This is a genomic window from Sphingobium sp. TomTYG72 (assembly GCF_055394715.1).
In genome coordinates this window covers 1,865,833-1,891,330 of sequence record NZ_AP027336.1, presented here as the reverse complement: position 1 = coordinate 1,891,330, position 25,498 = coordinate 1,865,833, and the positions used below count along the sequence as shown (strand labels likewise).

General features: G+C 63.6%; 26 protein-coding genes and 1 tRNA gene. 14 read left to right on the top strand and 13 right to left on the bottom strand.

The genetic code is table 11. The features are described 5' to 3' along the window. The first annotated feature begins 65 nt into the window (after positions 1-65). Positions 66-2,603 carry a penicillin-binding protein 1A gene (locus ACZ5U1_RS09350; protein ID WP_464778176.1) on the top strand — a complete coding sequence of 846 codons (2,538 nt, stop codon included), beginning with the start codon at positions 66-68 and terminating at the stop codon, positions 2,601-2,603. A 21-nt stretch (positions 2,604-2,624) separates the two neighbouring features. On the opposite strand, the gene ACZ5U1_RS09345 is transcribed toward ACZ5U1_RS09350, so the two are convergent. Further along, positions 2,625-3,134 (bottom strand): hypothetical protein, encoded by a 510-nt coding sequence (locus ACZ5U1_RS09345; RefSeq protein WP_464778175.1) that lies wholly within the window; start codon positions 3,132-3,134, stop codon positions 2,625-2,627. 216 nt (positions 3,135-3,350) lie between these two features. On the opposite strand from ACZ5U1_RS09345, the gene prfB reads away from it, so the two are divergent. From prfB to ACZ5U1_RS09330, 3 genes are all read left to right on the top strand, one after another. Next, a complete protein-coding gene (gene prfB, locus ACZ5U1_RS09340) occupies positions 3,351-4,478 on the top strand; it encodes a peptide chain release factor 2 (RefSeq protein ID WP_464778174.1) in 1,128 nt (375 codons plus the stop codon). Next, positions 4,478-5,212: a class I SAM-dependent methyltransferase gene (locus tag ACZ5U1_RS09335; protein WP_464778173.1), complete on the top strand. Its 735-nt coding sequence runs from the start codon at positions 4,478-4,480 to the stop codon at positions 5,210-5,212. Before prfB ends, ACZ5U1_RS09335 begins: the two co-directional genes overlap by 1 nt. Before the next feature lie 101 nt (positions 5,213-5,313). Continuing rightward, entirely contained in the window at positions 5,314-5,625 is a 312-nt protein-coding gene (locus tag ACZ5U1_RS09330) for a PilZ domain-containing protein (RefSeq protein ID WP_464778172.1), read from the top strand. 3 nt (positions 5,626-5,628) lie between these two features. On the opposite strand, the gene ACZ5U1_RS09325 is transcribed toward ACZ5U1_RS09330, so the two are convergent. The 3 genes from ACZ5U1_RS09325 to ACZ5U1_RS09315 are packed head-to-tail and all read right to left on the bottom strand — an operon-like array spanning position 5,629 to position 7,731. After that, positions 5,629-5,784: a hypothetical protein gene (locus tag ACZ5U1_RS09325; protein ID WP_464778171.1), complete on the bottom strand. Its 156-nt coding sequence runs from the start codon at positions 5,782-5,784 to the stop codon at positions 5,629-5,631. An 18-nt stretch (positions 5,785-5,802) separates the two neighbouring features. Next, complete coding sequence (locus tag ACZ5U1_RS09320; RefSeq protein ID WP_464778170.1) at positions 5,803-6,513, bottom strand: hypothetical protein; 711 nt, start codon at positions 6,511-6,513, stop codon at positions 5,803-5,805. Positions 6,514-6,516: 3 nt separating this feature from the next. After that, positions 6,517-7,731 (bottom strand): toxic anion resistance protein, encoded by a 1,215-nt coding sequence (locus ACZ5U1_RS09315; protein ID WP_464778169.1) that lies wholly within the window; start codon positions 7,729-7,731, stop codon positions 6,517-6,519. 191 nt (positions 7,732-7,922) lie between these two features. Between ACZ5U1_RS09315 and typA the strand changes: the two genes are divergently transcribed. Together typA and ACZ5U1_RS09305 are read left to right on the top strand one after the other, a co-directional pair. Further along, on the top strand, positions 7,923-9,740 hold the full coding sequence (typA, locus tag ACZ5U1_RS09310) for a translational GTPase TypA (RefSeq protein ID WP_464778168.1): 1,818 nt from the start codon (positions 7,923-7,925) through the stop codon (positions 9,738-9,740). A gap of 135 nt (positions 9,741-9,875) precedes the next feature. Beyond that, the gene (locus tag ACZ5U1_RS09305) at positions 9,876-10,928 is read left to right on the top strand and encodes a DUF1176 domain-containing protein (RefSeq protein ID WP_464778167.1); all 1,053 of its coding nucleotides are present in this window, start codon (positions 9,876-9,878) and stop codon (positions 10,926-10,928) included. A 27-nt stretch (positions 10,929-10,955) separates the two neighbouring features. Here ACZ5U1_RS09305 and ACZ5U1_RS09300 read toward each other — a convergent pair whose 3' ends face one another. Genes ACZ5U1_RS09300 through gluQRS form a run of 3 tightly spaced genes read right to left on the bottom strand, consistent with a single transcriptional unit; the run spans position 10,956 to position 12,684 of the window. Further along, positions 10,956-11,525, bottom strand: coding sequence for a cob(I)yrinic acid a,c-diamide adenosyltransferase (locus tag ACZ5U1_RS09300; protein ID WP_464778166.1), 570 nt, complete (start codon positions 11,523-11,525; stop codon positions 10,956-10,958). Between the two features lie 7 nt (positions 11,526-11,532). Further along, positions 11,533-11,766 (bottom strand): twin transmembrane helix small protein, encoded by a 234-nt coding sequence (locus ACZ5U1_RS09295; RefSeq protein WP_464778165.1) that lies wholly within the window; start codon positions 11,764-11,766, stop codon positions 11,533-11,535. A 9-nt stretch (positions 11,767-11,775) separates the two neighbouring features. Beyond that, positions 11,776-12,684, bottom strand: a complete 909-nt coding sequence (gene gluQRS / locus ACZ5U1_RS09290) for a tRNA glutamyl-Q(34) synthetase GluQRS (RefSeq protein ID WP_464778164.1) — start codon at positions 12,682-12,684, stop codon at positions 11,776-11,778. Between the two features lie 96 nt (positions 12,685-12,780). On the opposite strand from gluQRS, the gene ACZ5U1_RS09285 reads away from it, so the two are divergent. Further along, positions 12,781-13,347, top strand: coding sequence for an HNH endonuclease (locus tag ACZ5U1_RS09285; protein ID WP_196224561.1), 567 nt, complete (start codon positions 12,781-12,783; stop codon positions 13,345-13,347). 14 nt (positions 13,348-13,361) lie between these two features. On the opposite strand, the gene ACZ5U1_RS09280 is transcribed toward ACZ5U1_RS09285, so the two are convergent. Further along, entirely contained in the window at positions 13,362-14,096 is a 735-nt protein-coding gene (locus ACZ5U1_RS09280; RefSeq protein WP_464778163.1) for a Crp/Fnr family transcriptional regulator, read from the bottom strand. Between the two features lie 211 nt (positions 14,097-14,307). Between ACZ5U1_RS09280 and murA the strand changes: the two genes are divergently transcribed. Both murA and ACZ5U1_RS09270 read left to right on the top strand, forming a co-directional pair. Next, entirely contained in the window at positions 14,308-15,591 is a 1,284-nt protein-coding gene (murA, locus tag ACZ5U1_RS09275) for a UDP-N-acetylglucosamine 1-carboxyvinyltransferase (protein ID WP_464778162.1), read from the top strand. Next, positions 15,584-17,107: a sensor histidine kinase gene (locus ACZ5U1_RS09270; RefSeq protein ID WP_464778161.1), complete on the top strand. Its 1,524-nt coding sequence runs from the start codon at positions 15,584-15,586 to the stop codon at positions 17,105-17,107. Before murA ends, ACZ5U1_RS09270 begins: the two co-directional genes overlap by 8 nt. Here the strand turns inward: ACZ5U1_RS09270 and ACZ5U1_RS09265 are convergent. From ACZ5U1_RS09265 to ACZ5U1_RS09255, 3 genes are all read right to left on the bottom strand, one after another. Continuing rightward, a complete protein-coding gene (locus tag ACZ5U1_RS09265) occupies positions 17,052-17,489 on the bottom strand; it encodes a response regulator (protein WP_464778160.1) in 438 nt (145 codons plus the stop codon). The two genes, ACZ5U1_RS09270 and ACZ5U1_RS09265, sit on opposite strands and share 56 nt — an antisense overlap. A 69-nt stretch (positions 17,490-17,558) precedes the next feature. Beyond that, on the bottom strand, positions 17,559-17,789 hold the full coding sequence (locus tag ACZ5U1_RS09260; RefSeq protein WP_464778159.1) for a DUF2188 domain-containing protein: 231 nt from the start codon (positions 17,787-17,789) through the stop codon (positions 17,559-17,561). Positions 17,790-17,793: 4 nt separating this feature from the next. Then, positions 17,794-18,411, bottom strand: a complete 618-nt coding sequence (locus ACZ5U1_RS09255; protein WP_464778158.1) for a DNA-3-methyladenine glycosylase family protein — start codon at positions 18,409-18,411, stop codon at positions 17,794-17,796. Between the two features lie 78 nt (positions 18,412-18,489). On the opposite strand from ACZ5U1_RS09255, the gene ACZ5U1_RS09250 reads away from it, so the two are divergent. Beyond that, positions 18,490-18,807, top strand: a complete 318-nt coding sequence (locus ACZ5U1_RS09250) for a 2Fe-2S iron-sulfur cluster-binding protein (RefSeq protein ID WP_449474120.1) — start codon at positions 18,490-18,492, stop codon at positions 18,805-18,807. Between the two features lie 21 nt (positions 18,808-18,828). On the opposite strand, the gene ACZ5U1_RS09245 is transcribed toward ACZ5U1_RS09250, so the two are convergent. Together ACZ5U1_RS09245 and ACZ5U1_RS09240 are read right to left on the bottom strand one after the other, a co-directional pair. Further along, positions 18,829-19,575, bottom strand: a complete 747-nt coding sequence (locus tag ACZ5U1_RS09245; protein WP_464778157.1) for a hypothetical protein — start codon at positions 19,573-19,575, stop codon at positions 18,829-18,831. A 52-nt stretch (positions 19,576-19,627) separates the two neighbouring features. After that, positions 19,628-20,368: a TrmH family RNA methyltransferase gene (locus ACZ5U1_RS09240; RefSeq protein ID WP_464778156.1), complete on the bottom strand. Its 741-nt coding sequence runs from the start codon at positions 20,366-20,368 to the stop codon at positions 19,628-19,630. A 107-nt stretch (positions 20,369-20,475) separates the two neighbouring features. Here ACZ5U1_RS09240 and ACZ5U1_RS09235 point away from each other — a divergent pair. The 4 genes from ACZ5U1_RS09235 (at position 20,476) to ACZ5U1_RS09220 (ending at position 25,492) form a co-directional block, all read left to right on the top strand. Continuing rightward, positions 20,476-20,562 (top strand) — tRNA-Tyr (locus ACZ5U1_RS09235). Positions 20,563-20,659: 97 nt separating this feature from the next. Then, a complete protein-coding gene (locus tag ACZ5U1_RS09230; protein WP_464778155.1) occupies positions 20,660-20,980 on the top strand; it encodes a DMT family transporter in 321 nt (106 codons plus the stop codon). A 70-nt stretch (positions 20,981-21,050) separates the two neighbouring features. Beyond that, on the top strand, positions 21,051-23,330 hold the full coding sequence (bglX, locus tag ACZ5U1_RS09225) for a beta-glucosidase BglX (protein ID WP_464778154.1): 2,280 nt from the start codon (positions 21,051-21,053) through the stop codon (positions 23,328-23,330). A gap of 293 nt (positions 23,331-23,623) precedes the next feature. After that, entirely contained in the window at positions 23,624-25,492 is a 1,869-nt protein-coding gene (locus ACZ5U1_RS09220) for an ABC-F family ATP-binding cassette domain-containing protein (protein WP_464778153.1), read from the top strand. Positions 25,493-25,498 lie beyond the last annotated feature (6 nt).

Below are 25,498 nucleotides of genomic sequence, written 5' to 3'. Positions count from 1 at the left end.
CGGGGCGCGACCCGACGATCCGCACTGGCGCTGGCCGCATTTTGACCTTAGAGCCTCCTCTCGTCATGGAAGAGGCCCGTCCCCACACCGCCCGCTTGTCCTTTGCCGACCGTTTGCGCGGGGGTGGACGCGCGTTCCGGGAAAGGCTTTCCCCGCTTTGGCAGCGGCGCTGGTTCCGCTGGGCGGCGATCGCGCTCGGCGGAATTTTCCTCGCCATCCTGCTGTTCTGGATCATCTTCGCGCGCGGCTTGCCCGATGCCGGAACGCTGCTGGAATATGAGCCGCCGCTGCCCACGATCGTGCGCGACATCAATGGCCAGCCGGTGCACAGCTATGCACGCGAGCGCCGGGTCCAGCTGCAATATAGCGACTATCCGCCGCTGTTGATCCGCACCTATCTGGCGGCGGAGGACAAGACTTTCTTCGATCATCATGGCGTCGATATCCCCGGCTTTTTCGGCGCGGTGTTCGACTATGTGACGAAGATCGGCTCCGGCCAGCGCGCCAAGGGCGGATCGACCATCACCCAGCAGGTCGCCAAGAACCTGCTGATCGGCGATGAATATTCCCCCACGCGCAAGGTGAAGGAGATGATCCTCGCCTACCGCATGGAAGATGTGCTGACCAAGCAGCAGATCCTCGAACTTTACCTCAACCAGATATTCCTCGGCCGCAACGCCTATGGCGTGCAGGCCGCTGCGCGCGCCTATTTCGACAAGGATGTGGGCGATCTGAAGCTGCACGAGATGGCTTATCTCGCCATCCTGCCCAAGGGGCCGGCCAATTACCGTCCCGAAAGCCCGACTGGCCACGCACGCGCGCTCGATCGGCGCAACTGGGCGCTGGGCGAGATGTACAAGAATGGCTGGATCAGTCAGGCGCAACTGAACGAGGCGCAGGCACAACCGCTGGGCACGGTGCCACCGCATGGCTCCAGCTTCGACGCGCGCGCGGGCGGCTATTATATGGAGGAGGTTCGCCGCCGCCTGATCGACCGGTTCGGCGAAAAGGCGGAGGACGGCCCCAACAGCGTCTATGCAGGCGGCCTGTGGGTCCGCAGCCCCTATGATCCCAAGTTGCAGGAAGGCGTCGCGACGGCATTGCGCAATGGCCTGCTGCGTTTCGACGCGGGCAAGGGCTGGTCTGGTCCGGTGGGCAAGATCGACATGGCGCGCGGATGGAAACGCGAACTGGCAGCGAGCTATATTGGGATCGATTATGCAGACTGGCGCATAGCGGCGGTTATCGACCGCGATTCTTCGGGCGCCGAAATCGGCTTTTCCGACGGATCGACCGGGACGCTGCCTGCCAGCGCCGCGCAAATGCCCTATCGTCGCGTGGGCGGCCCCGCCTTTAACGCCATGAAGGCGGGCGACCTGATCGCGGTAGCGCGAAACGGATCGAGCTGGGCGCTGCGCAACGTGCCCGAAGTGTCCGGCGGGATGATGGCCGAACAGGTCCATTCCGGGCGCGTCCTGGCGATGCAGGGCGGCTTCGACAGTCGCCTGTCCTCCTATAATCGCGCGACGCAGGCGATGCGTCAGCCCGGTTCGACCATCAAGCCGTTCGTCTATGCCGCCGCGCTCGACGGCGGGATGACGCCAGCGTCCATCATCGTCGATGGGCCGCTATGCGTTTATCAGGGCGCGGGGCTGGGGCAAAAATGCTTCCGCAACTTCTCGGGCGGCAGTGCCGGGCCGCAGACGATGCGCTGGGGCGTGGAGCAGTCGCGCAACCTGATGACGGTGCGCGCCGCCAGTCAGACTGGCATGGATCGCGTCGTGCGCACGATCAAGGCGATGGGGATCGGCGATTATCAGCCCTATCTCTCCTTTGCTCTGGGCGCGGGCGAAACGACGGTCGAGCGGATGGTGAACGCCTATGCCATGCTCGCCAACCATGGCCGCCAGCTTTCGCCCAAGGTGATGGACTATGTGCAGGACCGGCGCGGCAAGGTGATTTGGCCGCTGCGCTGGCGTGCCTGCGACGGCTGCAACATGGCGAACTGGGATGGAAAGCCCATGCCGCGCTTCGGTTTTGAAGGGCGACAGGTGATGAACCCGATGACTGCCTATCAGGTGGTGCATATCGCCGAAGGCGTGATCCAGCGCGGCACCGCGACGGTCCTTGCCGACCTGAAGCGGCCGCTGTTCGGCAAGACCGGCACCACCAACGGGCCGACCAATGTGTGGTTCGTCGGCGGATCGCCCGACATCGTCGCGGGCGTCTATATGGGCTATGACCAGCCGCGCAGCCTGGGCGGCTGGGCGCAGGGTGGCCGCATCGCCGCGCCCATCTGGAAGGCGGCGATGGCGCCCGTGCTGGAAACGATGCCCAAGACGCCTTTTGTTGCCCCAGCGGGCGTCCGCATGGTCACGATCGACCGCCGTTCGGGCAAGCGCGTCTATGGCGTCTGGCCAACCGACGAGCCCAAGCCTGCGGTGATCTGGGAAGCGTTCAAGCCCGAGACGGAACCGCGCCGATCGATCCGCAAGGAAGAGGTGGCCGCTCAGGAACAGGCCGCCGCCCGACGGGAGGCAGGGTCGCAGACGCGGCAGCGGACGGACAGCGACTTCCTGCAGGATCAAGGCGGGATTTACTAACCTCCCGCCTTCGCTGGCCCGTTATTGCGCCTTTGCGCGCAACCCGCCGGAGAAGCGTTTCATCAGAAATGCGAGGCCCCCGACATAGGCGGCCGCTGTCACGATGGCGACTGCCGCAGCGGCGAAATCGGCGTCCTTTTCAAATATGATGGGGTTGCCGAGCGTCAGCAGCAGCATGAAGGCGTTGTTGACGATCAGGCTGGCTTGGCCGCGAATGAGCAGATAGATCGCGACGACCACGCCAGCTAACCCAATGGCCATTCCGGCCATGCCCAGAACAGTCGGCAGGCTGTGCAGCAGAAATGCCAGGCCCAATCCGCCAAGCGAACCGCATAGCGCGGGTGCGAACTCCGCAGGATTCATGCCCTTGATACCAGCCCAATAAAGCACGAAGATGAAACCGAAGAAAAGGAAGCTCGCCACGCCCAAGGCGGATCCGATGGCGTAGAAAATGCCGATGATCGGTACGAGCGCGAGTATCACGAGAACGGCCTGCGCCGGTGCGGGATGGGTAGATTGTCCTTCAGCCAAGATTTTGTTCCTCTCCTTGCGCCTCTTTTGGGCGTAGCAGAGGGTGTATGGCATAGCCTCTGGAGGGACAAGGTTTGCCTGGCCTGTTCGGAGACTGCGCGGTCATGGCTTCGAGGATTGAATCTTCCCAAATCCGCTGCCCTCGGATAGGGGCAGGCGTTTAGTGCGTTTCCTGCCCGATGCCGGGGAGCGCCCCGAATTGTCTGGAGAGTTCCCATGCGCGCCGAAGCGCAGCAATATATCGACCGTATCGACGCCGCGCTGGACCTGCTGCGCCGCTTCCTCGACTGGGATCGCGCGCTGCGCCGCCTCGACGAGTTGAATGCCCGCGTCGAGGACCCGACGCTGTGGGACAATCAGAAGATGGCGCAGGAAGTCATGCGCGAACGCACGCGGCTGGAAGCCGCGATCGGCGCGACCCGTGCGATCGACAGCGAAAAGACCGACACAGCCGAACTCATCGAAATGGCCGAGGCCGAAGGCGATGAGGATATGGTCAATGAAGGCATCGCGTCCCTGAAGGCGTTGGCCGACCGCGCGGACGAGGACAAGATCAAGGCGCTGCTGGCGGGCGAAGCCGATGCCAGCGACACCTATCTGGAAATCCATGCGGGTGCAGGCGGCACGGAAAGCCAGGACTGGGCGGAAATGCTGTCCCGCATGTATCGTCGCTGGGCGGAACGGCGCGGCTATAAGGTCGAACTGGTCGACTATCAGGCCGGGGACCAGGCAGGCATCAAGTCCGCGACCTTCCTGTTCAAGGGCGAGAATGCCTATGGCTATGCCAAGACGGAAAGCGGCGTGCACCGGCTGGTGCGCATCAGCCCCTATGACAGCTCGGCGCGGCGGCACACCAGCTTCTCGTCCGTGTGGGTCTATCCGGTGATCGACGACAATATCGAGATTGAGGTCAATGAAGGCGACCTCAAGATCGACACCTATCGTGCGTCGGGCGCCGGTGGGCAGCACGTCAACACGACCGACTCCGCAGTCCGCATCACCCACATCCCCTCGGGCATCATCGTCGCGTCGCAGAATGACCGGTCGCAGCACAAGAACCGCGCGACGGCCATGAACATGCTGAAGGCGCGGCTCTACGAAGCCGAGTTGCAGAAGCGCGAGGCGGCGGCTTCGGGAGAATATCAGGCGAAGACCGAGATCGGCTGGGGCCACCAGATCCGCTCCTACGTGCTCCAGCCCTATCAGTTGGTGAAGGACCTGCGCACCGGCGTTACCTCTACCTCTCCCGATGACGTGCTCGACGGCGCACTCGATCCCTTCATGGCGGCTGCCCTGTCGCAGAAGGTGACGGGCGAGAAGGTCGACGTGGAGGATGTCGACTGATGATGCGGGCGGCGCTGGCGGGATCATTGTTCCTGCTGGCAGGCTGCGGCCTGTTGTCGTCCGCCAAGCAGGATGACCGGCCCGCCGCCGCGCGCGACTTTCCGCGAGCCGACAGGCCGGTCGCACCCATCGTCTCTACCCGCTGGTCCAGCGAGGAAGCGCGCGATCGCGTCAACGAAGCCGACGATATCATGGACCGCGCGGGCATTCGGCCGGGCATGACCGTCGCGGATATCGGCGCCGGCGAAGGCTATTATACCGTCCGCCTCGCAAATCGGGTGGGTCCCAAGGGTCGCGTGCTGGCCGAAGACATCATGCCCGAGGTGATCGAGGCGCTGTCTCGCCGCATTACGCGGGAGGATTGGCGCAATGTCAGCGTACGGTTGGGCGCGCCGGAAGACCCGAAGCTGCCCGAAAACAGCTTCGACCGCATCCTCATGGTCCATATGTATCATGAGATTGCGGAGCCCTATGCCTTCCTGTGGAACCTCAGCCCCGCGCTCAAGAAGGATGGCGAGTTGATCGTCGTCGATGCGGATCGCCCGACCGGGCAGCATGGCACGCCGCCGCGCCTGCTGATCTGTGAACTCGCAGCGGTTGGTTTCCGGTTGGAGGAACTGGTGCCCAAGCCAACGGCGGGAGGCTATTTTGCCCGCTTTCGCAGAATCGCGGCCCGGCCGTCGCCCCAGAGCATCGTGCCCTGTGCGATCAAAAGCACAGCTGATTCAAATTAGCGGTTTCCCTAGGGGGAAAGGTGGCTCATGGCGAGTTAACCATGATTCTGTGGATGGCCTTGACCTTTTTGTGATTGATTGGCCGGAGGGAGAAGCTCGGTATGATCGACCAAGGCACATTCCTGTCGGGCAACGCCGAACAGCGGCGGCACACTGCACGACACAAGATGTTCGGCCCTGTAACCCTATGCGTCGGCAATGCAGAGATGCGGGGTCATTTTCTCGACCTGTCCACATCGGGAGCGTTGGCGCACTGCGAAACGCCGCCGACTGCCGGCAGCTATGTGGCGATAAGGGCCATTGGCGTTGAAGCAAGTGGTCGGGTCATGTGGGCGCAGGGGAAGCGCTTCGGCATCCAGTTTAGTCAGCCCATGGCCGACGAGGCAATCGACACCCTCATTCGCGGCAGTTGAGGGTCAGCCTCGTTTGCGCCATTTCCTGAACAGGGATGCGCCGACCAATCCGCCGCCCAGCAGCGCCGCGATGGCGCCCCCGGCAGAGGCGAGCGCCCAGGCGCCAGCGGCCAGCAGTCCGGTCAGAAAATCGACGATGATCAACGTCAGATGGATCATGGCGGAAGGATCGCTGGCCTAGCGGCCAAGTTCCTTGGCTTCCTGATATTTGAGTTCCAGGAAACGGTTCTGCACCGCCAGTTTGTCCATGTCCCCACTGGCGAGTGTCTCGCTGATCCGCGCGAGTTCTCCGTCGATCACCTTCAGTCCTTCGATCAGCTGTTGCTCGGGGACGCGGCCGTTGCGTTCCTGGCGGCGTAGTGGGACGGGAATGGACTCATAGCCCGTGACCAGTTCGGGCAGGTGATCGGACAGCAGCTTGCGGATTTCCTGCGCGGCTGGCTCCTTGTCATTGAGGCGTTCGAGCTGTGGGGCAAGCGTCTCCAGCTTGACCCCGATGCTGTCGGCCAGAGCGACGGCGGGGGCGGGGAGGGCCTTGCGCTGATTGTCGAGCCAGATTTCGGTCTGGAGCGGGAGCGTGGTTAGCGGGGCGGAAGCAAGCGACTGCGTCCGGATGCGCGGCTCGGAGGGGAGGGCCGCGATCAGCAGAAGCGCGGCGATCAAGATACCAAGCGCAATCATCAGGCCGCTTGTACCGAGCGGAATGAAGAAGCCGGCAACCATGCAGCCAATGAGCACCGCGAGCACCGACCAGAAGGCCCATTTGACCTTCCGCATCAGGGCCGCGATGCGCCTGCGCCGGGCGCGTGCCGACAGGCTGCGCGCTCTCAAGCCGTGACGGCGAAGCACTGCTTCGGCATTGGCAAGGACACGGTCGGACCTGCTCACGGCTTACGCCTCGATCGCGCTCAACAGGGGATTGTCGGCGCGCGCCTGCTGCGCTGCCTGCGCCTGGCCCTCAGCGCGGGCGATATAGCCTTTCGACTTTTCGACCTCCGCCGTCAGCGTGTTCACCGTCGTCCTCATATTCTCCAGCGCCTTGGCCTTGAACGTGTCGATATTGTCCATCGTGTCGTAGATATTCTGGAAGGCGCGCTGAAGCGTTGCGATGGGGATCGTGCTGGATGCCGCCTGCTCATGAATCTGGGCGGTCTGGTTCTTCAGCATCTCACCGGTCGAATCGATCATGTTCGCCGTGGTCGTGTTGAGCGCGGTGATCTGTTCGAGCACAAGCTTCTGGCCCGCGAGCGCCTGCGCCACGGTGACAGCGGTGCGTAGCGCGGCGACGGTGGTGGTGCTGGCGCGGTCGACGCCCTTCACCAGCTCCACATTGTTCTTCTTGACCAGGTCGAGCGCGAGATAACCCTGCACGGTCACGGCCATCTGCGTCAGCAGGTCCTGCGTGCGCTGGCGGATGTAGAATAGCGCGCTTTCGCGGATCGCCTTCGCTTTGGTGGGATCGGCGGAATCGAGTTCCAGCGCCTTCACCTCCAGCCGCGCGTCGAGCGTCTTGGAGATGTGGATCATCTGCTCCAGACGGCCCATGGTCGCCCACATATTCTGCCGCTCGACATCGATGGCGGCATTATCCTTGATCAGTACGTCCTTGCCACTGGCAAGGGAGCCGAGGATCGAGTTGATGTGACCCTGCGCGCTTTTATAGCCGTCGAAATAGTCGCGCAGCTTGTTGCCGAAGGGGATGATGCCGAACAGCTTCTTGGGCGCCAGCAGGCTGCCGCGCTTGCCCGGATCGAGATCCTCGACCGTGCGGCGCAGTTCGGCAAGGTCCGCGCCCACCTTATTGTCGCTGTCCATGGCTCGGACGGGGCGGTCGAGGAAGCGGTTGGAGTGGCCCGCCGCTTCGGCGATTTCCTTGCGCCCCATATTGGTCAGCTGGTCCACGCGCTGGCCGAATTCGGGCGAGTTGGCGTCCTGCGCGACGAGATCGTCGATGAAGGCATTGACCTTCTCGTCCAGCTTGGACCGCTTATCCTCATCGATCGGGACAAGGCCCGCCGCCTTGTCGGGCGCGATCGGTGGCACCGGATCGGGCGGCGTCAGGTTGAGCGTGTCGGCTGTCGCCGTGGTGGGCGCGGTGCTGGCCATAACGTCTCCTTCAAGCTGTTATATGTAACTATAACAGTGGTGCTTCAATGCGGAATATGGTCCTGCCTTCCGGCCGATGCAAATGCACCCCTCGCCCTTGCCGCAACGCATCATTTCCTGTAGGGGCGCGCGCGATACTCTGGTCAGGCGTGGTGCCGGCCGGGAAAACCAAAAATCCCGAAGGCAGATGCATGTCCCTGCGTAATATCGCGATCATCGCGCACGTTGACCATGGCAAGACCACGTTGGTCGACCAACTTTTCCGCCAGTCCGGCACCTTCCGCGACAACCAGCGCGTCGAAGAAAGGGCGATGGATTCGAACGACCTTGAAAAGGAACGCGGCATCACCATTCTGGCGAAGCCGACCTCGGTCGAATGGAACGGCACCCGTATCAACATCGTCGACACGCCCGGCCACGCCGACTTCGGCGGCGAGGTGGAGCGCATCCTGTCCATGGTCGATGGCGTCATCCTGCTGGTCGATTCTTCCGAAGGCGCGATGCCGCAGACCAAGTTCGTGACCGGCAAGGCGCTGGCGCTGGGCCTGCGTCCCATCGTCGTCGTCAACAAGGTTGATCGTCCCGATGAGCGCATCCAGGAAGTGCTGGACGAAGTGTTCGACCTGTTCGTGACGCTTGAAGCCAATGACGAACAGCTCGACTTCCCCGTCCTCTACGCCTCGGGCCGCAACGGCTATGCCAGCGAAGACCCGCAGCGTCGCGAAGGCACTCTGGAGCCGCTGTTCCAGAAGATCGTGGACCATGTGCCGCCGCCGTCGCTGGAGCAGGACGCGCCGTTCAGCTTCCTCGTGACGCTGCTCGACCGCGATAACTTCCTTGGCCGCATCCTCACCGGCCGTGTCCAGTCCGGAACGGTCAAGGTGAACCAGGCGATCCACGCGCTCGACATGGACGGCAAGGTGATCGAAACCGGCCGCGCGTCGAAGATCATGTCGTTCCAGGGCCTCGACCGCGTGCCGGTCGACGAAGCCAAGGCGGGCGACATCATCAGCCTCGCGGGGCTGACCGTCGCGACCGTCGCCAACACCATCTGCGACACGTCGGTCACCGTACCAATCCAGGCGCAGCCGATCGATCCGCCGACGCTCTCGATGCGCTTTGCCGTCAACGATTCGCCGATGGCGGGCCGCGAAGGCAGCAAGGTGACGAGCCGCATGATCCGCGATCGCCTCGCCCGCGAAGCCGAATCGAACGTCGCGATCAAGGTCACCGAAAGCGACGACAAGGACAGCTTCGAAGTCGCCGGTCGCGGTGAATTGCAGCTGGGCGTGCTCATCGAAACCATGCGTCGCGAAGGCTTTGAACTCGGCATCTCGCGCCCCCGCGTGCTGTTCGGCGAAGACGAGAATGGCAACAAGACCGAACCCTATGAAACCGTCGTCATCGACGTGGACGATGAATTCTCCGGCACGGTCGTGGACAAGATGAACATCCGCAAGGCCGAGATGACCGACATGCGCCCCTCGGGCGGCGGCAAGACCCGCATCACCTTCTCCGCCCCCTCGCGCGGCCTGATCGGCTATCATGGCGAATTCCTGTCCGACACGCGCGGCACCGGCATCATGAACCGTCTGTTTGAAAAGTACGGCCCCCACAAGGGCAAGATCGAAGGCCGCAAGAATGGCGTCCTCATCTCGAACGGCGCGGGCGAGGCCAATGCCTATGCGCTTGGTCCGCTCGAAGAGCGCGGCATCCTGTTCGTCGGCGTGGGCGAAGCGCTGTACGAAGGCATGGTGATCGGTGAGAATGCCAAGCCCGAAGACCTTGAAGTCAATCCGATGAAGTCGAAGGCGCTCACCAACTTCCGCGCCAGCGGCAAAGATGACGCCGTCCGCCTGACCCCGCCCAAGCGCATGACGCTGGAGCAGGCGATCGCCTATATCGACGATGATGAAATGGTCGAAGTGACGCCCAAGAACATCCGCCTGCGTAAGCGCTATCTCGATCCGAACGAGCGCAAGCGCATGTCGCGCGCCAAGGCGGCTTGATGCAAGAGGCTGGTGTCGAAGGGCACCGGCCTTTTTCGTTATGCATTCCCTCTGGCAAGGCGGTTCGCGAATGCCGCCCTGCCGGGGCGAAGGAAGCTACTACCGTCCGCCTATGAATTAAGTTATACTTAACCCATGGGGGACACACGCTTAACCGCGCTGGCAGCGATGCTGTGCGCGTTCATCGCATCGGCGCCGCTTTCGGCCCAGACGCCTCGGCCCGGCACTTTGGAAACCTATAAGGACTGGATCATCGGTTGCGACAATCGCAGCCGGTGCGAAGCCGTGTCCCTGTTGCCAGAGGGAGCCGACTGGCCGGACAAGCCGGTCATGCTGGGCATTCAGCGGGATGCCGGTGGCGCATCCCAGCCGGAAATCTGGATAAGCCGCGATGCGCGGGGGCAGGAAGACATCAGTTTCCTGGTCGATGGCCGCAAGATCGCGACGGCGGCGAGCAGGGATGGGGAAGCCCGGCTGCAAGGACCGCAGGCGTCGGCGCTCGCCATTGCGATGGCGCGGGGGTCGAAGCTGGAGCTACGGTCGGCTGGCACGCTGATCGCGCGTCCCTCACTTGCCGGTGCTGCCGCTGCCATGCGCTATATGGACGCAAGGCAGGGGCGCGCGGGCACGATGGCGGCGCTGGTCGCCACAGGTCCGCTGGCCGCCAGCGCCGTGCGGGCAGCGCCGCCGATGGTTACGATAAGACGGGCGCCCATCCCGGCTGGCACTACGCCGGTGACGCTGTGGCGCGAAGAATTGGCGGCGCTCGGCAAGTTCACCGCCTGCGCCGACGAGATGCGCGACGCATCCCCGCCGGAGCTTTATCGCCTCTCCCGAACCGAAACGCTGGTGCTGGTTCCCTGCGGCGCGGGTGCCTATAATTTTTCCGCGGTTCCCGTGATTGCGACCGGCATTCCGGGGCGGCGCAGCTTCCGCTACGCGTCCTTCGACTATCAACCGGGGTGGAGCGAGAATGCGGCCAAGCCCATGCTGGTCAACGCGTCGTGGACGCCCGAAAACGCGTCGCTGGAAAGCTATGCCAAGGGCCGGGGCCTGGGCGATTGCGGCAGCAGCGAAAGCTATGTCTGGGACGGCGTCAGGTTCCGCCTGGCCTCCGCGAGCGCGATGGGCGAATGCCGTGGCGCGTGGCACTGGATCACCACTTGGTCGGCGAAGGTCATGCAATAGGGCTGCGGCGCCTTTGACGCACGCTCCTTAACGCGAGGCGCCGGGAACCCATTTGATGTCGTCCGTCCCATTGCCGTTCAGGCGTCGGGCAAGGACGAAGAGCAGGTCGGACAGCCGATTGAGATAGGCGAGCGCCTGAGGGTTGAGCGCAACTTCCGCCGCAGCCGCCGTAGCGCTGCGTTCGGCCCGGCGCGTTATGGCGCGGGCGAGATGGACGGCGGCGGCGGCGGGCGACCCGCCGGGCAGGATGAAGCTGTCCAGCGGTTGCAGATCGGCGTTCATGGCGTCGATCTGGTCTTCCAGCCGTTTGACCTGGGTGGCGATGATACGCAGCGCCCAGGGCACGTCCTGCCCATCCGGCACGGGCGTCGCCAGGTCAGCGCCCAGATCGAACAGATCATTCTGGATCGTCGTCAGCCATCCCGCTTCGGGCTGTTCGCCGATGGCAAGGATGGCAAGGCCGATCGCGCTGTTCGCTTCATCGACATCGCCGACCGCCTGCATGCGCGGCGCATGTTTGGGCAGGCGTGATCCATCCACAAGGCCGGTCGTGCCCGCATCGCCAGTGCGGGTGTAGATCTTGTTCAGCTTCACCATCGGCGGATCAGCCGTTGCCCTTCATCAGCAGCAGGATCGCCACGATGATGACGGCCGCTGCCTGAAACAGGATGCGGTTCATCATCATCTTGTTCTGCTTGAGGCTGGAAGGGCTGGGCGTGCCCTCCGGCGCGTTCAGCTGCTCCTTCGTTGTCTGAAGAAAGGCGATGATGCCCCGGATCAACGCAAAGAGCGTCGCGGCCATGGCAAGGATGAGGGCGATGATGAGAACGGTGTTCATGGCCTGAATCTAGGCCTTGGCTAACGAAATGCCAACCGGAAAGCGCCCGTCGCGCAGATCGGCGGCGAGGGCAGCGGGATCGACGCCTTGCGCGCGCAGGTCCGCAAGGGCGATCGAACCATCGCGCTTGGCAAGACGCTTGCCATCCGCGTCGACGAGCAGCGGATGGTGACAATAAACGGGTGTCGGCAGGTCGAGCAGCGCCTGAAGCAGCCGATGCACATGCGTCGCGGCAAACAGGTCTTCCCCGCGCAGCACATGGGTCACGCCCATCGCGGCATCATCGAGGGTACAGGACAGATGGTAGCTCGCGGGCGCATCCTTGCGGGCGAGGACGACGTCGCCTGCGGCCTGGGGCTTCGCTTCTATCACCTGTTCGCAGAGGGGCAGCGCGGAGGTGGGGAGGGGAACAGACGTCCAGTGCAGTTCCCCCGCGGGCGCAACCGCCTTCGCCATATCCAATCGCCAGGCATGGGGCTCGCCCGCCGCGATCCGCCGTTCCCTCTCGGACGAAGGCAATGCGCGACAGGTCCCCGGATAAACTGGTCCCTCTGGACCGTGCGGCGCGCTGGTGCTGGCCGCGATGTCGGCTCGGGTGCAAAAGCAGGGGTAGAGAAGGCCCATCTGCCGCAACCTTTCCAGCGCGGCTTCATAATGATCGAGCCGGTCGGACTGAAAGACGATCTCGCCATCCCACGCCACCCCCAACCAGTTGAGGTCCTCCACTATGCCCGCGACATGTTCGGGACGGCTGCGGGTGCCGTCGATATCCTCGATGCGGAGGTGAAACGAGCCGCCATTCGCGCGGGCAAAATCCATGGCCAGCAAGGCCGACCAACCGTGGCCGATATGCAGCCTGCCGGTAGGGCTCGGGGCGAAGCGGGTTACCACATGCTGTGGCGATGAGGATTGGATCATACAGGCCCTTGACGGGTCGGGGTGGTTAATGCTGTCATGTTGCCGTCACGTTCCTGATCAATCAGAAACTTGGCAAATGGGGGTTCGAGGGTTCTTATGTACCATCCCGACCTGATACGACATCCGGAAAACTGTCCGGCGCTGGTCCTGAACGCGGACTATACGCCGTTAAGCTATTATCCGCTCAGCCTTTGGCCCTGGCAAACCGCTATCAAGGCGGTTTTTTTGGAACGGGTAGACATCGTCGCCAGCTATGAGCGGGAGGTGCACAGCCCCAGCTTGCAGATGAAGATCCCGTCGGTCATCGCGCTCAAACAATATGTAAGGCCGTCGGAACATCCCGCCTTCACCCGGTTCAACCTGTTCCTGCGCGACCGTTTCACCTGCCAATATTGCGGGTCGCCCAGTGACCTGACCTTCGACCATGTCGTCCCCCGCCGGGCGGGCGGGCGAACGACATGGGAAAATGTGGCCACGGCCTGCTCCCCCTGCAATCTGCGAAAGGGCGGGCGCACGCCGAAGGAAGCGGGCATGCGGCTGCATGTCACGCCGATCCGGCCGACAAGCTGGCAGTTGCAGGAACATGGCCGCGCCTTTCCGCCCAACTATCTGCACGAAAGCTGGCGCGACTGGCTGTACTGGGATGTCGAACTGCTGGCCTGACGCCCGCCAGCCCGTCAGCTTACGCCGGGTATCCAGTCCAGATCCACGTCCTTGTGGCGATTGGTGTAATGGCCAATCTCTTCCAGCCTTGCCATGTTCAGCAGGGTGATGCGGCCGTTCGCCCGGCTGATCAGCCCTTCCTGTTCCATCTGCCGCACCATGCGGTTCACATGGACGGACGTCAGCCCGATGGCGTCGCCGATTTCCTCCTGCGTCAGCTTCAGGTCGAAGCTGTCGGTGACGCCGTCATCCGTGACGCGCAGCCGGTCGAAAATGTCGAGCAGGAAGGACGCGACGCGCGCCTTGGCCGACGTACGGCCCAGCGATGCGAGCCGATCCGTCAGGGCGACCTTCTCTGAACTGGACAGCAGGAACAATAGCGCCGCGACCCTGGGATATTCCTCCAGCAAACGGCGCAAGGCGTGCTTGTCGAACGGACACACAATGGCGTCGGACAGCGCGACGAGCGATTCGGGCGCCTTGCTGTAGATCGTGCTGGCGGACCCGATGAAATCGCCAGGGAAATAGACGCGCAAAATCTGGCGGCTGCCATCGGGCAGGATGACGAAGCTCATCACCCGTCCTTCGCGCAGCACGAACAATTCGGTCACGGTATCATTGACGCGCTGGATCATGGCCCCGCGCTTTATCTTGCGCGGATTTTCCTCCAGTCTGGTCAGCGCGTTCCTCTCCTCCTCGGACAAGGGCACGTGCTTTGCGAGCCTGTCCGCGAAACAACTTGTCGCCACCCACAGCACCTTTAATCAAATTTGTCGTTACGGTGGCAAAACGCCCCTTGCGCCTTTTGGCTGCATTTGCGGGCCGCGCACTAAACTCGATCAATTTCAGCGACCCGAAAGTGTAAATGTTTCGCGAGCGTATGCCGGGAAGCACTGTCGCGTTAACCGCAATGATCGCTCGCGCCTTGCGCCAGACGCAATTAGCGTTAAGACCCAGCCGATGGACCGCATTCAAATACGCGGCGGCAATAAGCTCAGCGGCCGCCTTCCCATCTCCGGCGCCAAGAACGCCGCGCTGACCCTGCTGCCTTGCGCGCTGCTCACGGATGAGCCGGTCACGCTGCGCAACCTGCCTCGCCTGGCGGACGTCGACAGCTTTGGTCATCTGCTGAACCAGCTGGGCGTATCGACCATGATCGAAGGCGCGCGGCCGGAGGATTTCGGGCGTGTCATGACCATGCGCGCTGGCCGGGTCACATCGACCGAAGCGCCCTATGATATCGTTCGCAAGATGCGCGCCTCCATCCTGGTGCTTGGCCCCTTGCTCGCGCGCGCGGGTGAGGCGCGGGTTTCGCTGCCCGGCGGCTGCGCCATTGGCAACCGGCCGATCGACCTGCACCTGAAGGCGCTGGAGGCGTTCGGCGCGGTGATAGAGATTAATGCAGGCTATGTGCGCGCCTCCTTGCCCGATGGTGGATTGCCGGGCGGGATATACACATTCCCGGTGGTCTCCGTGGGCGCGACGGAAAATGCCCTGATGGCCGCCGTTCTCGCCAAGGGCACCTGCGTTCTGGAAAATGCCGCACGTGAACCGGAAATCGTCGACCTCTGCAAATTGCTCATCGCGATGGGCGCGGATATCGAAGGCGTCGGGACCGACAAGCTGATCATCCACGGTCGGGACCGTCTGCATGGCGCAACCTACAGCGTCATGCCCGACCGGATCGAGGCAGGCAGCTACGCATGCGCGGCGGCGATCACCGGCGGTTCGCTCGAACTGGCGGGTGCCTGCGCCGATGACATGCACGCAATATTGGCGGCCCTTCGCGATGCGGGTGTGCAGGTCGATGAGCTGAAGGACGGCATCAGGGTGTCGGCGGACGGCAAGCTGAAGCCGCTGACATTGTCCACCGCGCCCTTCCCGGCATTCCCGACGGATATGCAGGCACAGTTCATGGCCATGTTGACCAAGGCCGACGGCGCATCCGTGCTGACCGAAACCATCTTCGAAAACCGTTACATGCACGTGCCCGAACTGGCGCGCATGGGGGCGGACATCGGGGTCAATGGCCGCACCGCCGTTGTGCGGGGCGTCGATCGTTTGGTGGGCGCGCCGGTGATGGCGACCGATCTGCGCGCGTCGATGAGCCTCATCCTCGCCGGGCTTGCCGCCGAAGGGGAGACGCAGGTCAATCGCGTCTACCATCTTGATCGGGGCTATGAGCGGCTGGAGGAAAAGCTGTCGGCCGTGGGCGCGGATATCGAACGGGTCAGCGATGGCTGACGGCAGGGGGCTGGAGACGGATCGCGCGGCCGTCCTGGCGCGCTATGATCTGGATGCCGGCGGCTTTCGCACGCTGGACCAGATAACCGACTTCGCCGCCGCGCTTTGCGAAGCGCCGATCGCTCTGGTCAGCATCGTCGAGGACGAACGCCAGCGCTTTTTGGCGCGCACCGGGCTGGATGCGGAAGAAACGCCGCGCGACCTCTCCTTCTGCGCGCATGCCATGCAGGATGGCGCGATCTTCGTCGTGCGGGACGCCAGTGCAGATCCACGCTTTGCTACAAATGCTCTGGTGACCGGCCCGCCGCATATCCGTTTCTATGCCGGGGCGCCCTTGCTCAATGGCGAAGGCGTGCCGCTGGGCGCCCTTTGCATCATCGATGACAAGCCGCGCGACGACCTTACATCGCTTCAACGTCAGGGCCTTTCCCTGCTCGCGCGCCAGGTGATGATGGAACTGGAGGGGCGGCGCCGCGATCAGGATATCATCGCCCAGCAGGTCAAGGATGCCGAGGCGGTGGCGGAAAGCGACCGGCTATTCCGCACGTTGGCCGACACTATGCCGCAGATGGTCTGGTCCACACTGCCCGACGGCTATCATGATTATTATAACGCGCGTTGGTATGAATATACCGGCGTGGCCGAACATTCGACGGACGGCGACGGCTGGAACGGCAACTTTCACCCGGACGACCGCGAACGCGCATGGCAGTGCTGGCGCCATTCGCTGACGACCGGCGATCCTTATGAGATTGAATATCGGCTCCTCCATCACAGCGGCGAATATCGATGGACCCTTGGCCGGGCGCTGCCCATCCGCGATGATGAAGGCCGCATCACGCGGTGGATCGGCACCTGCACGGAAATTCACGAGCAGAAACTGATGATGGAAGAGCGTGAAATCATCGCGCACGAACTGTCACACCGGATCAAGAATATCTTCTCAGTGATTTCAGGGCTGATCGGGCTATCGGCGCGTCAGGACCCGGCGATCCGCCCGGTGGCTGATGATTTGCGCGACCGGATCATGGCGCTGGGTCGCGCGCATGACTTCATCCGCCCGCATAACGCGGAGGGCGACGAATATCTGCGGCATAGTCGCCTGCGCGGCATATTGGAGCAAATCTTCGCGCCCTATACCGATGCGGGGGAAAGCCGCATCGTATTCTCCGGCGAAGATCCCGCGATCGATGACCGATCGGCCACGCCGCTCGCGCTGCTCTTTCATGAGCTGGCGACCAATGCCGCCAAATATGGGGCGCTGTCAGTGCCGTCGGGCCGGGTTCATATCGACGTCCGGCGCGAGGACGCGGAGATCTGCATCGAATGGCGGGAAGAAGGCGGGCCGCCGGTAAAGCCGTCGAGCCGTGAAGGCTTCGGCAGCCGCCTCATGGCCCTCAGCGCCGAGCGGCAACTGGGCGGACGGATGCAACGTGACTGGCGGCCCGAAGGGCTGGTGATCAGCCTGTGGATTCCATCCCGTTCCATGATCCGGGCCGTGGCTGAAATGGCGTAAAACCGTATATATCGGCCGTTCCCAAGTCCCGTTGTTCAGACGCGGCGAGGCGAAGGGTTTCGGCAATGCTGTGCGGGCGGAAGGGCTTGGTTATGACTCCCAGCGCCACTTCAGCTGCGGCACCGATCTGCGCGGGATTGGCGGTCACATAGATCACCCGAACGCCATATCGGGCGGCAAGCTCCATGCCGATGCCCGGCCCGGTAGGCCCGTCGCGCAGGTTCAAATCCACCAAAGCAATATCGCAGTCATTAGCGGCCATAAGGGCGCTTTCACGGTCGGCGGCAATGGCGCTGACCGCGAAACCCGCGTCCTCCACGATCTGCTCGATCTCCAGTGCGACGAAAATTTCGTCTTCGACGATTAGAACCTTCTTATTCATGCCTCAGCCCGCGAAACTGGAGCCGATAATGTCCAGTTCGCCATCTGGTTCCGCAACAATCGAAAAAAGTCAGGATGACGCAGCGTCTTCCTGGTTCGTCCAGAGCGTGTCGAACCTGGTTCCCTGCATCAGCAGAACGCTCGCGGGGTAGCCACCGTCCCCGGCCTTGCGCGCCGTCTCGGTCGCGTTTTCGACAGCGGCTTCGCGGGTGGGGAAGGGGCCATAATAGCGGTTGTCGAGATTGATCTTCCAGACGCCCTCATGTTCAAGGACGATGTAGCGGGCATGGGGCAGGGTCATGGGTTTAGAGTACCTCCGTATTATAATGGTGCCAGGCCATGATCGCGGCAGCACCCCTATGCGGCCGCCATCGTTCGGCAAGCGCCCGTGTCTCGCGCTCGCTCGGCCGTTCGGGAAGGCCCAGGATGCGGCCCACCTCGATCTGCACGGCGAGGTCGCCCGCAGGCCAGACGTCGGGCCGCCCTTCAGCGAACAGCAGGTAGATTTCGGCTGACCAGCGGCCGATGCCCTTGATCTGGGTGAGGAGGGCAATCGCCTCCTCATCATCCTGGGGCAGGGCGTGAAGGTCGACCTGCCCGCTTGTGACCAGTTCAGCAAGGCTCCGGGCATAGCCTTGCTTCTGACGCGACAGACCGCAGGCGCGCAGCGCGTCAAGATCGCGGGAGAGCAACTGGTCCGGCGCGCATCCCTCGCCCAGTTCCGCCTCCAGCTTGCGCCAGACGGCGGCCGCCGCCGCGACGCTCACCTGCTGACCGACGATGGTGCGGAGCAGCGTCTCGTAGCCCGGCTCCCGCACGCGCGGCACGGGATAGCCGACCCGCGCCAACGCAGCGGCAAAACCGGGTTCGAGGACGGCGATCGCGTCCAGGCTTTCGCGCAGCTGTTCCGGGGTCGTGACCATGCTCTGCTTGTTTCCGGCTCTTGATTTATCGGCGCCCCCGCCTATGAGCGGCGGTGGAAAATTTTGGGATCGAGGTACATGCCTAAACTGATAGTGGTCAACCGTGCGGGTGAAGAACAGGCTGTCGAGGGCGACAGCGGCCTGTCCGTGATGGAAGTCATCCGTGACAACGGCTTTGACGAGCTTCTGGCGCTGTGCGGCGGTTGCTGCTCCTGCGCCACCTGCCATGTTTATGTCGATCCCGCTTTCGCCGAAAAGCTGCCTGCGCTCAGCGAAGATGAAAACGACCTGCTCGACAGTTCGGATCATCGCAATGAGAGCAGCCGTCTTTCCTGCCAGCTGGTGATGAACGACGATCTGGACGGCCTGCGCGTCACCATCGCGCCGGAAGACTGAGCCTTCCGATCGGGGCGCCCGTTACCGGCTGACGCGCAGCGTCGCCATGGGCGCCTCGCTCGTCAGCGGGGTGATCCGCCAGACGATCCGCTTGCCCGCGGTGGTGCTTTGCGCGCCATCTTCCTGATTCTGGCTGACGATTTCCGCGTTGGTGGTCAGCGTGAAGTGGCCGTCGAGCGCCTTTGACGCGTCCTCTCCTGGCCCGCTTTGCCCCATGGGTTCACGGCTCTTGTCGAACCCGTTGGAATAGCCCGGAGCCTTCACCCGCACCCTGTCGTCCCCGCGCAGTTCGATCGCGACGAACGGCAGGACGATTTCCGCGTCGCTGTTGAAGGGGAAGAGGAAGCTGTGGGTCAGCCGCCCGCTGATCGCATAGTCGATCTCGAACCGGTGGTTGCCCATATAGCGGGCGGAGCGAAAGCCCTTCTCCTTCGAAAGGGCAGTGGCGATCGCCTGCATCTGCGCCTCGTCCCCGGAACCGCTGCCACCGCCAAATCCTTCTTCATGCCCCTTCTGCATCGCAGTTTTGTGAAGAGCGCTGTCCTTCTTTTCCGGGGAACCGTCGCCGATGGGATCATCGCCGGGCGTGCCGGAGGAGGAGCCAAGCCCCTTCATCTCGGACGACAATATCTCGCCCTTATAGGTGAAGCTGAACTGCCGATCCGCCCGGATGTCGAGGGTTGATTCGAACTTGCCCGGCGTCACCAGACAGGCGCCCAGCATCAGGCAGCAGGCTAACGCGCCAGCAGTGCGAAGAAATGCGGCCATATCGTCCCCCGTTCCCATGCGCCGACGTAAAGGCGGCGCGCCTTGTGCCCCGTTACCGGCTCGCGGCGGCGTACAGGGCGATCGCAGCCGCGTTGGAGACGTTCAGGCTCTCCATGCGCGGGCTGATCGGCAGTTTAGCCAAAATATCGCAATGGGCCATGCTGTTGTGGCGAAGGCCTTCGCCCTCCGCGCCCAGCACCAGCGCGACACGCGATTCGCCGATAGCGTCGCCCAATATCGTGTCCGCCTCACCATCCAGGCCAATGCGCCAATATCCCGCCTCGGCAATCTCATCGAGCGCGCGGGCGAGGTTCACCACGCGCACCCAAGGCACGATTTCCAGCGCGCCGGAGGCGGAGCGGGCGAGCACACCCGATTCAGGCGGCGCATGTCTGTCCTGCGTCACGATGCACAGCGCGTCGAATGCCGCCGCCGACCGAAGGATCGCGCCCACATTATGCGGATCGGTCACCTGGTCGAGCACCAGTACGGGCCGCTTGTCGTCCTGACCCGCTTCCAGTGCGTCGCCAAGCCACACGTCATCCAGCGGTTCGACCTCCGCGACGATCCCCTGATGGGGAGCATCGGACGGCACCATGCGGCCAAGGTCCGCCACATCGGCATAAACGATGGGCAGCACTGGCGGCAGGTCCAGCGCATTCAGCGCGTCGCGTGTGCCCCAGATTTTCCGGACCACCCGGTTCGGATTGGCGAGAGCCGCGATGACGGCATGCCGCCCGTAGAAGCGGGGGAAGTTGCCCTTGGGCTTTGCGCTGCGATGTCCTTTTTTCATGGAAGCGCTCTTTTCACATCCGGCCATTGACAGGCAAGCCTCCATTCGCCATTGAGCGCGCCTCCAGCGCGGTAAAAGGCAGTTTTTGCTTGCCGCGTCAGGGCACTGGACAGGTGGCCGAGTGGTTAAAGGCAGCAGACTGTAAATCTGCCCGGGTTTCCCGTACGCTGGTTCGAATCCAGCCCTGTCCACCACCCTTTGGCTTTAAGGCCTCCAGGGCGCGCCGCCTCTTTCGGGTTTCCGGCTCGCGCGCCTTTCATCCGAGCCCGCCTGAAATAAGGAACGCTGGTCATGGCGTGGCTCGTGCTTGGCATTGCTGTTTTTACCGAAATCTGCTGGGCGCTCAGCCTTAAATGGGCGGCGACCATCGGCAGTTGGCAGGCTTCGTCCGTGCCTATCGCCTTGAGCTTCCTCAACATGGGTCTGCTGGCGCTCGCGATGAAGGGCATTCCTGCCGGGACCGCCTATGCGATCTGGACCGGCCTTGGCGCTGTGGGCGTCATCATCGGCGGCATGATCCTGTTCGGTGACCGCATTGCGCCGGTACAGGTCGGGTTCATGGCGCTGATCGTCATCGGCGTCATCGGCACGAAGCTGTTCGCGCCCGCCTGACCGCGCCGCCGCAACATATGGCGGAGCAGGGCGTTGGCCCGGCAACGATCATCCGTTACGCTGTCGTCCAATGACCATCGACCGTCGCGCCTTCCTGGCTGCCGCCATGTCCGGCTCCTTCGCTTTCCCCTTTGCGCGCCGGGCGTTTGCCGCGACCGAAGTGGAACGCGTAGATGCCCTGATCGCTCGCATGACGGTGGAAGAAAAGGCGGGGCAGATGACCTGCCTCACCGACAGCTTCCGTCCCTATAATCCGCCCAATCCGCAAGTCGGCATCCAGGATGAAAAACGACTGGCGGAAGAGGTGCGCAAGGGCCGGGTAGGCTGCCTGTTCAACGGCATCGGCGTGGCAGGCGCCCGCCGCGCGCAGGACATCGCCGTCAAGGAAAGCCGCCTCGGCATACCCTTGCTACTGGCGGGCGACGTCATCCATGGGCTGAAGACCATCTTTCCCGTGCCGCTGGCAGAGGCGGCGAGCTTCGATCCCGCGCTCGCCGAACGCACCGCCCGCGCCATGGCGCAGGAGGCAAGCGCGGCGGGCCTGCACCTGACCTTCGCGCCGATGGTCGATGTCGCGCGCGATCAGCGCTGGGGCCGGGTCGTCGAAGGGGCAGGGGAGGATGTCTATCTCGGTCGCCTGTTCGCCGCCGCCCGCGTCAGGGGATTTCAGGGGCGTGACTTGCGGCGGGACGATTCGCTCCTTGCCTGCCCCAAGCATTTCGCCGCCTATGGCGCGGTCGCGGCGGGCCTTGAATATGGCAGCGTCGATATTTCCGATGAAACGCTGCGCGAAACACATCTCCCGCCCTTCGGCTCTGCCTTTGCGGCAGGCGCGCTCACCACCATGGCGGCATTCAGCGAGATCAACGGCGTGCCCGCGACCGCCGACCGGGAATTGTTGACCGACTTGTTGCGCGGCGAGATGAAGTTCCGGGGCTTCGTCTTTTCCGACTATACGGCCGACGAGGAACTGATCGCCCATGGCTTCGCGGAGGATGAGCGCGACGCTGCGCGGCTGGCGGTTCTGGCTGGCGTCGACATGTCGATGCAAAGCGGCCTTTATATCCGCCACTTGCCCGATCTGGTGAAGAGCGGCGCGGTGCCGATGGGGACGATCGATGTCGCCGTGCGTCGCATCCTCTATGTCAAAACGGCGATAGGATTGTTCGACAATCCCTACCGCTCCATCAGCGAAGAGGCCGAGCGCACCCGCATCGCCACGCCCGCGCATCGCGCCCTGGCGCGGGAAGCGGCGGGCCGCTCGATCGTGCTGCTCCAGAACAGCGGCATCCTGCCCCTCGACCCCGCCAAGCGCCAGAAGATCGCGCTGATCGGCCCGTTCGGTGAGGATCGCGCCAATATCTACGGCCCCTGGGCGTTTTACGGCGACAAGGGGAAGGGCGTGGACATTGCCGCCGGGCTGCGCGCCGCCATGCCCGACCCCACCTTGCTGAGCATAGCCAAAGGCTGCGACATCATGACGTCGATCGACGGCGGCACCGCGCAGGCGGTCGAGGTGGCCAAATCAGCAGACATCATCCTGCTCGCCCTCGGCGAATCGCAGGACATGTCGGGAGAGGCGCAGTCGCGCACCGTGATCGAATTGCCGCCGCCCCAGCAGATGCTGGCCGATGCCGTCGCGGCCACCGGCAAGCCTGTCATCGTGCTGTTGCGTCACGGCCGCGCCCTTGCGCTGCACGGTTCCGTCGCGAGCGCGCAGGCTGTCCTCGCCACCTGGTTCCTGGGATCGGAAGCGGGCCATGCCATCGCCGACATCCTGTTCGGTCGGGTCGATCCTTCCGCCAAGCTGCCGGTCAGTTTCCCTTGGGAATCCGGTCAGGAGCCCTTCTTCTACGACCGCAAGTCCACGGGCCGCCCGGTGATCGACAACCGCACCGAATATCGCGCGCGCTACATGACGACGGACAACAGCGCCCGCTATCCCTTCGGTCACGGGCTCAGCTACACCAGATTCGCGCTCGACAATCTGGAGCTGTCCGACACCGCCTTGCGCTGGGACCGGGCGATCGAGGTGACCGCCCGGCTCACTAACAAGGGGGATCGGCGCGGCAGCGAAGTCGTGCAACTCTACATCCGCGATCGCGTGGCGAGCCGCACCCGTCCCGTGCGCGAGTTGAAGCGAATCGAGCGTGTCACGCTCGGGCCGGGAGAGAGCAAAACGGTGCGCTTCTCCCTGTCTCGCAGCGACCTGCAATTCGTCGGATCGGGCAACCGCATCATTGCGGAACCCGGTCTGTTCGACCTGTGGCTCGGGCAATCTTCCGAGGGTGGCCTGCACAGCCAGTTTACCCTCTATGCGGCGGAAGCCACGCCCGCGCCCGCCCGATAAGCCCGCCATCTCCGCAAAAGCAGGGCAGGCACCGCGCCGCTCCAACGCGCTTTCCTACAGGGGCCGGTCCATGGCATGGCGTTATCGGCTCTTTCCCAACGTGAACCTTCCCCGCCTTATGGGTGCGGGGCCTTATTTCGCAAAAATTCTCCTATTGCGAAATCGACGCCACCCGTCCGTACTCACGCAAATGCGTCGGCCACAACGGTGTGAACTTCGCAACGGCTTACCCGGCTGCAAAACTCCGTGTCCGCACCTTCACCACCCTGCGCGGCTCTGCTAGAGGGCGTCCCATGCTGAATATCAGGGACATCACCGTGCGGCTGGGTGGCCGTACCATCATCGACCGCGCCAGTGCCGCACTGCCGCCGCGCAGCCGCGTCGGTCTGATCGGCCGCAACGGCGCGGGCAAGTCCACGCTGATGAAGGTCATGATCGGGCAACTCGACCCCGACGATGGCGGTTGCGACATGCCGCGCGACACGCGCCTCGGCTATATTGCGCAGGAAGCGCCAACCGGCACGGCGACGCCCTTCGAAACCGTGCTGGCGGCTGACAAGGAACGCGCCGCGCTGATGGCGGAGAGCGAAGCGACCCATGACCCCGATCGCCTCGGCCATATTTACGAGCGGCTGATGGCGATCGACGCCTATACCGCGCCTGCTCGGGCAGCCCGCATTCTCGTGGGCCTTGGCTTTGACGATGAAATGCAGGGGCGCCCGCTCGACAGCTATTCGGGGGGCTGGAAGATGCGCGTCGCGCTCGCCGCGCTGCTCTTTTCCGAGCCTGACCTGCTGCTGCTCGACGAACCCAGCAACCACCTCGATCTCGAAGCGACGATGTGGCTGGAAAGCTTCCTCAAAAATTATCGCGGCACCGTGGTGGTCATCAGCCATGAGCGCGACCTGCTCAACAATGTGGTCGATTATATCCTCCATCTCGAAGGCGGGAAGATCACCCTTTATCCCGGCGGTTATGACGCGTTCGAACGGCAGCGCGCCGAGCGGCTGGCGCAGCAGGAGGCCGCGCGCGTAAAGCAGCAAGCCGAACGCGAGAAGTTGCAGGATTATGTCGCCCGCAACTCCGCCCGCGCCTCGACCGCCAAGCAGGCCCAGTCGCGCGCCAAGGCGCTGGCGAAGATGCAGCCCATCGCCGCCGCGATCGAGGATCCGTCGCTGTCGTTCGCCTTTCCCAGCCCACCCGAACTGCGCCCGCCGCTCATCACCATGGACATGGCGGCGGTCGGCTATGGTGACACGCCGGTCCTGCGCCGCGTGAACCTGCGCATCGATCCCGACGACCGGCTGGCCTTGCTTGGCCGCAACGGCAACGGCAAGACCACGCTCGCGCGTCTGATCGCGGCGCAGTTGGCCCCGATGGAAGGGTCGATGAACAGCTCGGCCAAGATGAATGTCGGCTATTTCACCCAATATCAGGTGGAGGAGCTCGACATCGCCGACACGCCGCTCCAGCATATGACCCGCGTCATGAAGGGTGCAACGCCCGGCGCCGTTCGCGCCCAGCTCGGCCGCTTCGGCTTTTCCGGCGAGCGCGCCACGCAGCAGGTCGGCTCCATGTCGGGTGGCGAGCGCGCGCGGCTGGCGCTGGCGCTGATCACGCGCGATGCGCCGCACCTCCTGATCCTCGACGAACCGACCAACCACTTGGACGTCGATAGCCGTGAAGCGCTGGTTCAGGCGCTCAATGAATATTCGGGCGCGGTCGTGATCGTCAGCCATGATCGCCATATGATCGAACTGGTGGCCGATCGCCTCGTCCTGGTGGACGGGGGCACTGCCCAGCCGTTCGACGGCAGCCTGGAAGACTATACCGACATCATCTTGCGCAAGGCGGATGGCGGCAGCAGCGGCGGGGACGCGCCCAAGGCGGATCGAAAGGCGGAAAAGCGCAACGCAGCCGAATGGCGCGAAAAGCAGAAGAGCCTCAAGGCAGCGGTCAGCAAGGCCGAAAAGGAAATGGCCACGCTATCCGCCGAACGCAGCCGGATCGATCAGGCGTTGTTCGATCCCAAGGCAGCGACGGGTGCTGAGGCGAAAATGACCACGACCGATCTCATGGTCCGCCGCGCCTCGGTCGAAAAGAAGCTGGAAACGATCGAGGAAAGCTGGATCGAAGCGAGCGCCGCGTTGGAGGAACTCTAACGGCCG

Coding starts and splice junctions, on each gene's coding strand:
- ACZ5U1_RS09305 (WP_464778167.1), top strand. CDS start 9,876: ATGGGGGACACACGCTTAACCGCGCTGGCAGCGATGCTGTGCGCGTTC.
- ACZ5U1_RS09270 (WP_464778161.1), top strand. CDS start 15,584: ATGGCTGACGGCAGGGGGCTGGAGACGGATCGCGCGGCCGTCCTGGCG.
- ACZ5U1_RS09245 (WP_464778157.1), bottom strand. CDS start 19,575: ATGGCCGCATTTCTTCGCACTGCTGGCGCGTTAGCCTGCTGCCTGATG.
- ACZ5U1_RS09240 (WP_464778156.1), bottom strand. CDS start 20,368: ATGAAAAAAGGACATCGCAGCGCAAAGCCCAAGGGCAACTTCCCCCGC.
- ACZ5U1_RS09285 (WP_196224561.1), top strand. CDS start 12,781: ATGTACCATCCCGACCTGATACGACATCCGGAAAACTGTCCGGCGCTG.
- ACZ5U1_RS09260 (WP_464778159.1), bottom strand. CDS start 17,789: ATGACCCTGCCCCATGCCCGCTACATCGTCCTTGAACATGAGGGCGTC.
- ACZ5U1_RS09250 (WP_449474120.1), top strand. CDS start 18,490: ATGCCTAAACTGATAGTGGTCAACCGTGCGGGTGAAGAACAGGCTGTC.
- ACZ5U1_RS09265 (WP_464778160.1), bottom strand. CDS start 17,489: ATGAATAAGAAGGTTCTAATCGTCGAAGACGAAATTTTCGTCGCACTG.
- bglX (WP_464778154.1), top strand. CDS start 21,051: ATGACCATCGACCGTCGCGCCTTCCTGGCTGCCGCCATGTCCGGCTCC.
- typA (WP_464778168.1), top strand. CDS start 7,923: ATGTCCCTGCGTAATATCGCGATCATCGCGCACGTTGACCATGGCAAG.
- ACZ5U1_RS09330 (WP_464778172.1), top strand. CDS start 5,314: ATGATCGACCAAGGCACATTCCTGTCGGGCAACGCCGAACAGCGGCGG.
- ACZ5U1_RS09255 (WP_464778158.1), bottom strand. CDS start 18,411: ATGGTCACGACCCCGGAACAGCTGCGCGAAAGCCTGGACGCGATCGCC.
- prfB (WP_464778174.1), top strand. CDS start 3,351: ATGCGCGCCGAAGCGCAGCAATATATCGACCGTATCGACGCCGCGCTG.
- ACZ5U1_RS09335 (WP_464778173.1), top strand. CDS start 4,478: ATGATGCGGGCGGCGCTGGCGGGATCATTGTTCCTGCTGGCAGGCTGC.
- ACZ5U1_RS09220 (WP_464778153.1), top strand. CDS start 23,624: ATGCTGAATATCAGGGACATCACCGTGCGGCTGGGTGGCCGTACCATC.
- ACZ5U1_RS09315 (WP_464778169.1), bottom strand. CDS start 7,731: ATGGCCAGCACCGCGCCCACCACGGCGACAGCCGACACGCTCAACCTG.
- ACZ5U1_RS09295 (WP_464778165.1), bottom strand. CDS start 11,766: ATGAACACCGTTCTCATCATCGCCCTCATCCTTGCCATGGCCGCGACG.
- murA (WP_464778162.1), top strand. CDS start 14,308: ATGGACCGCATTCAAATACGCGGCGGCAATAAGCTCAGCGGCCGCCTT.
- ACZ5U1_RS09300 (WP_464778166.1), bottom strand. CDS start 11,525: ATGGTGAAGCTGAACAAGATCTACACCCGCACTGGCGATGCGGGCACG.
- gluQRS (WP_464778164.1), bottom strand. CDS start 12,684: ATGATCCAATCCTCATCGCCACAGCATGTGGTAACCCGCTTCGCCCCG.
- ACZ5U1_RS09350 (WP_464778176.1), top strand. CDS start 66: ATGGAAGAGGCCCGTCCCCACACCGCCCGCTTGTCCTTTGCCGACCGT.
- ACZ5U1_RS09230 (WP_464778155.1), top strand. CDS start 20,660: ATGGCGTGGCTCGTGCTTGGCATTGCTGTTTTTACCGAAATCTGCTGG.
- ACZ5U1_RS09325 (WP_464778171.1), bottom strand. CDS start 5,784: ATGATCCATCTGACGTTGATCATCGTCGATTTTCTGACCGGACTGCTG.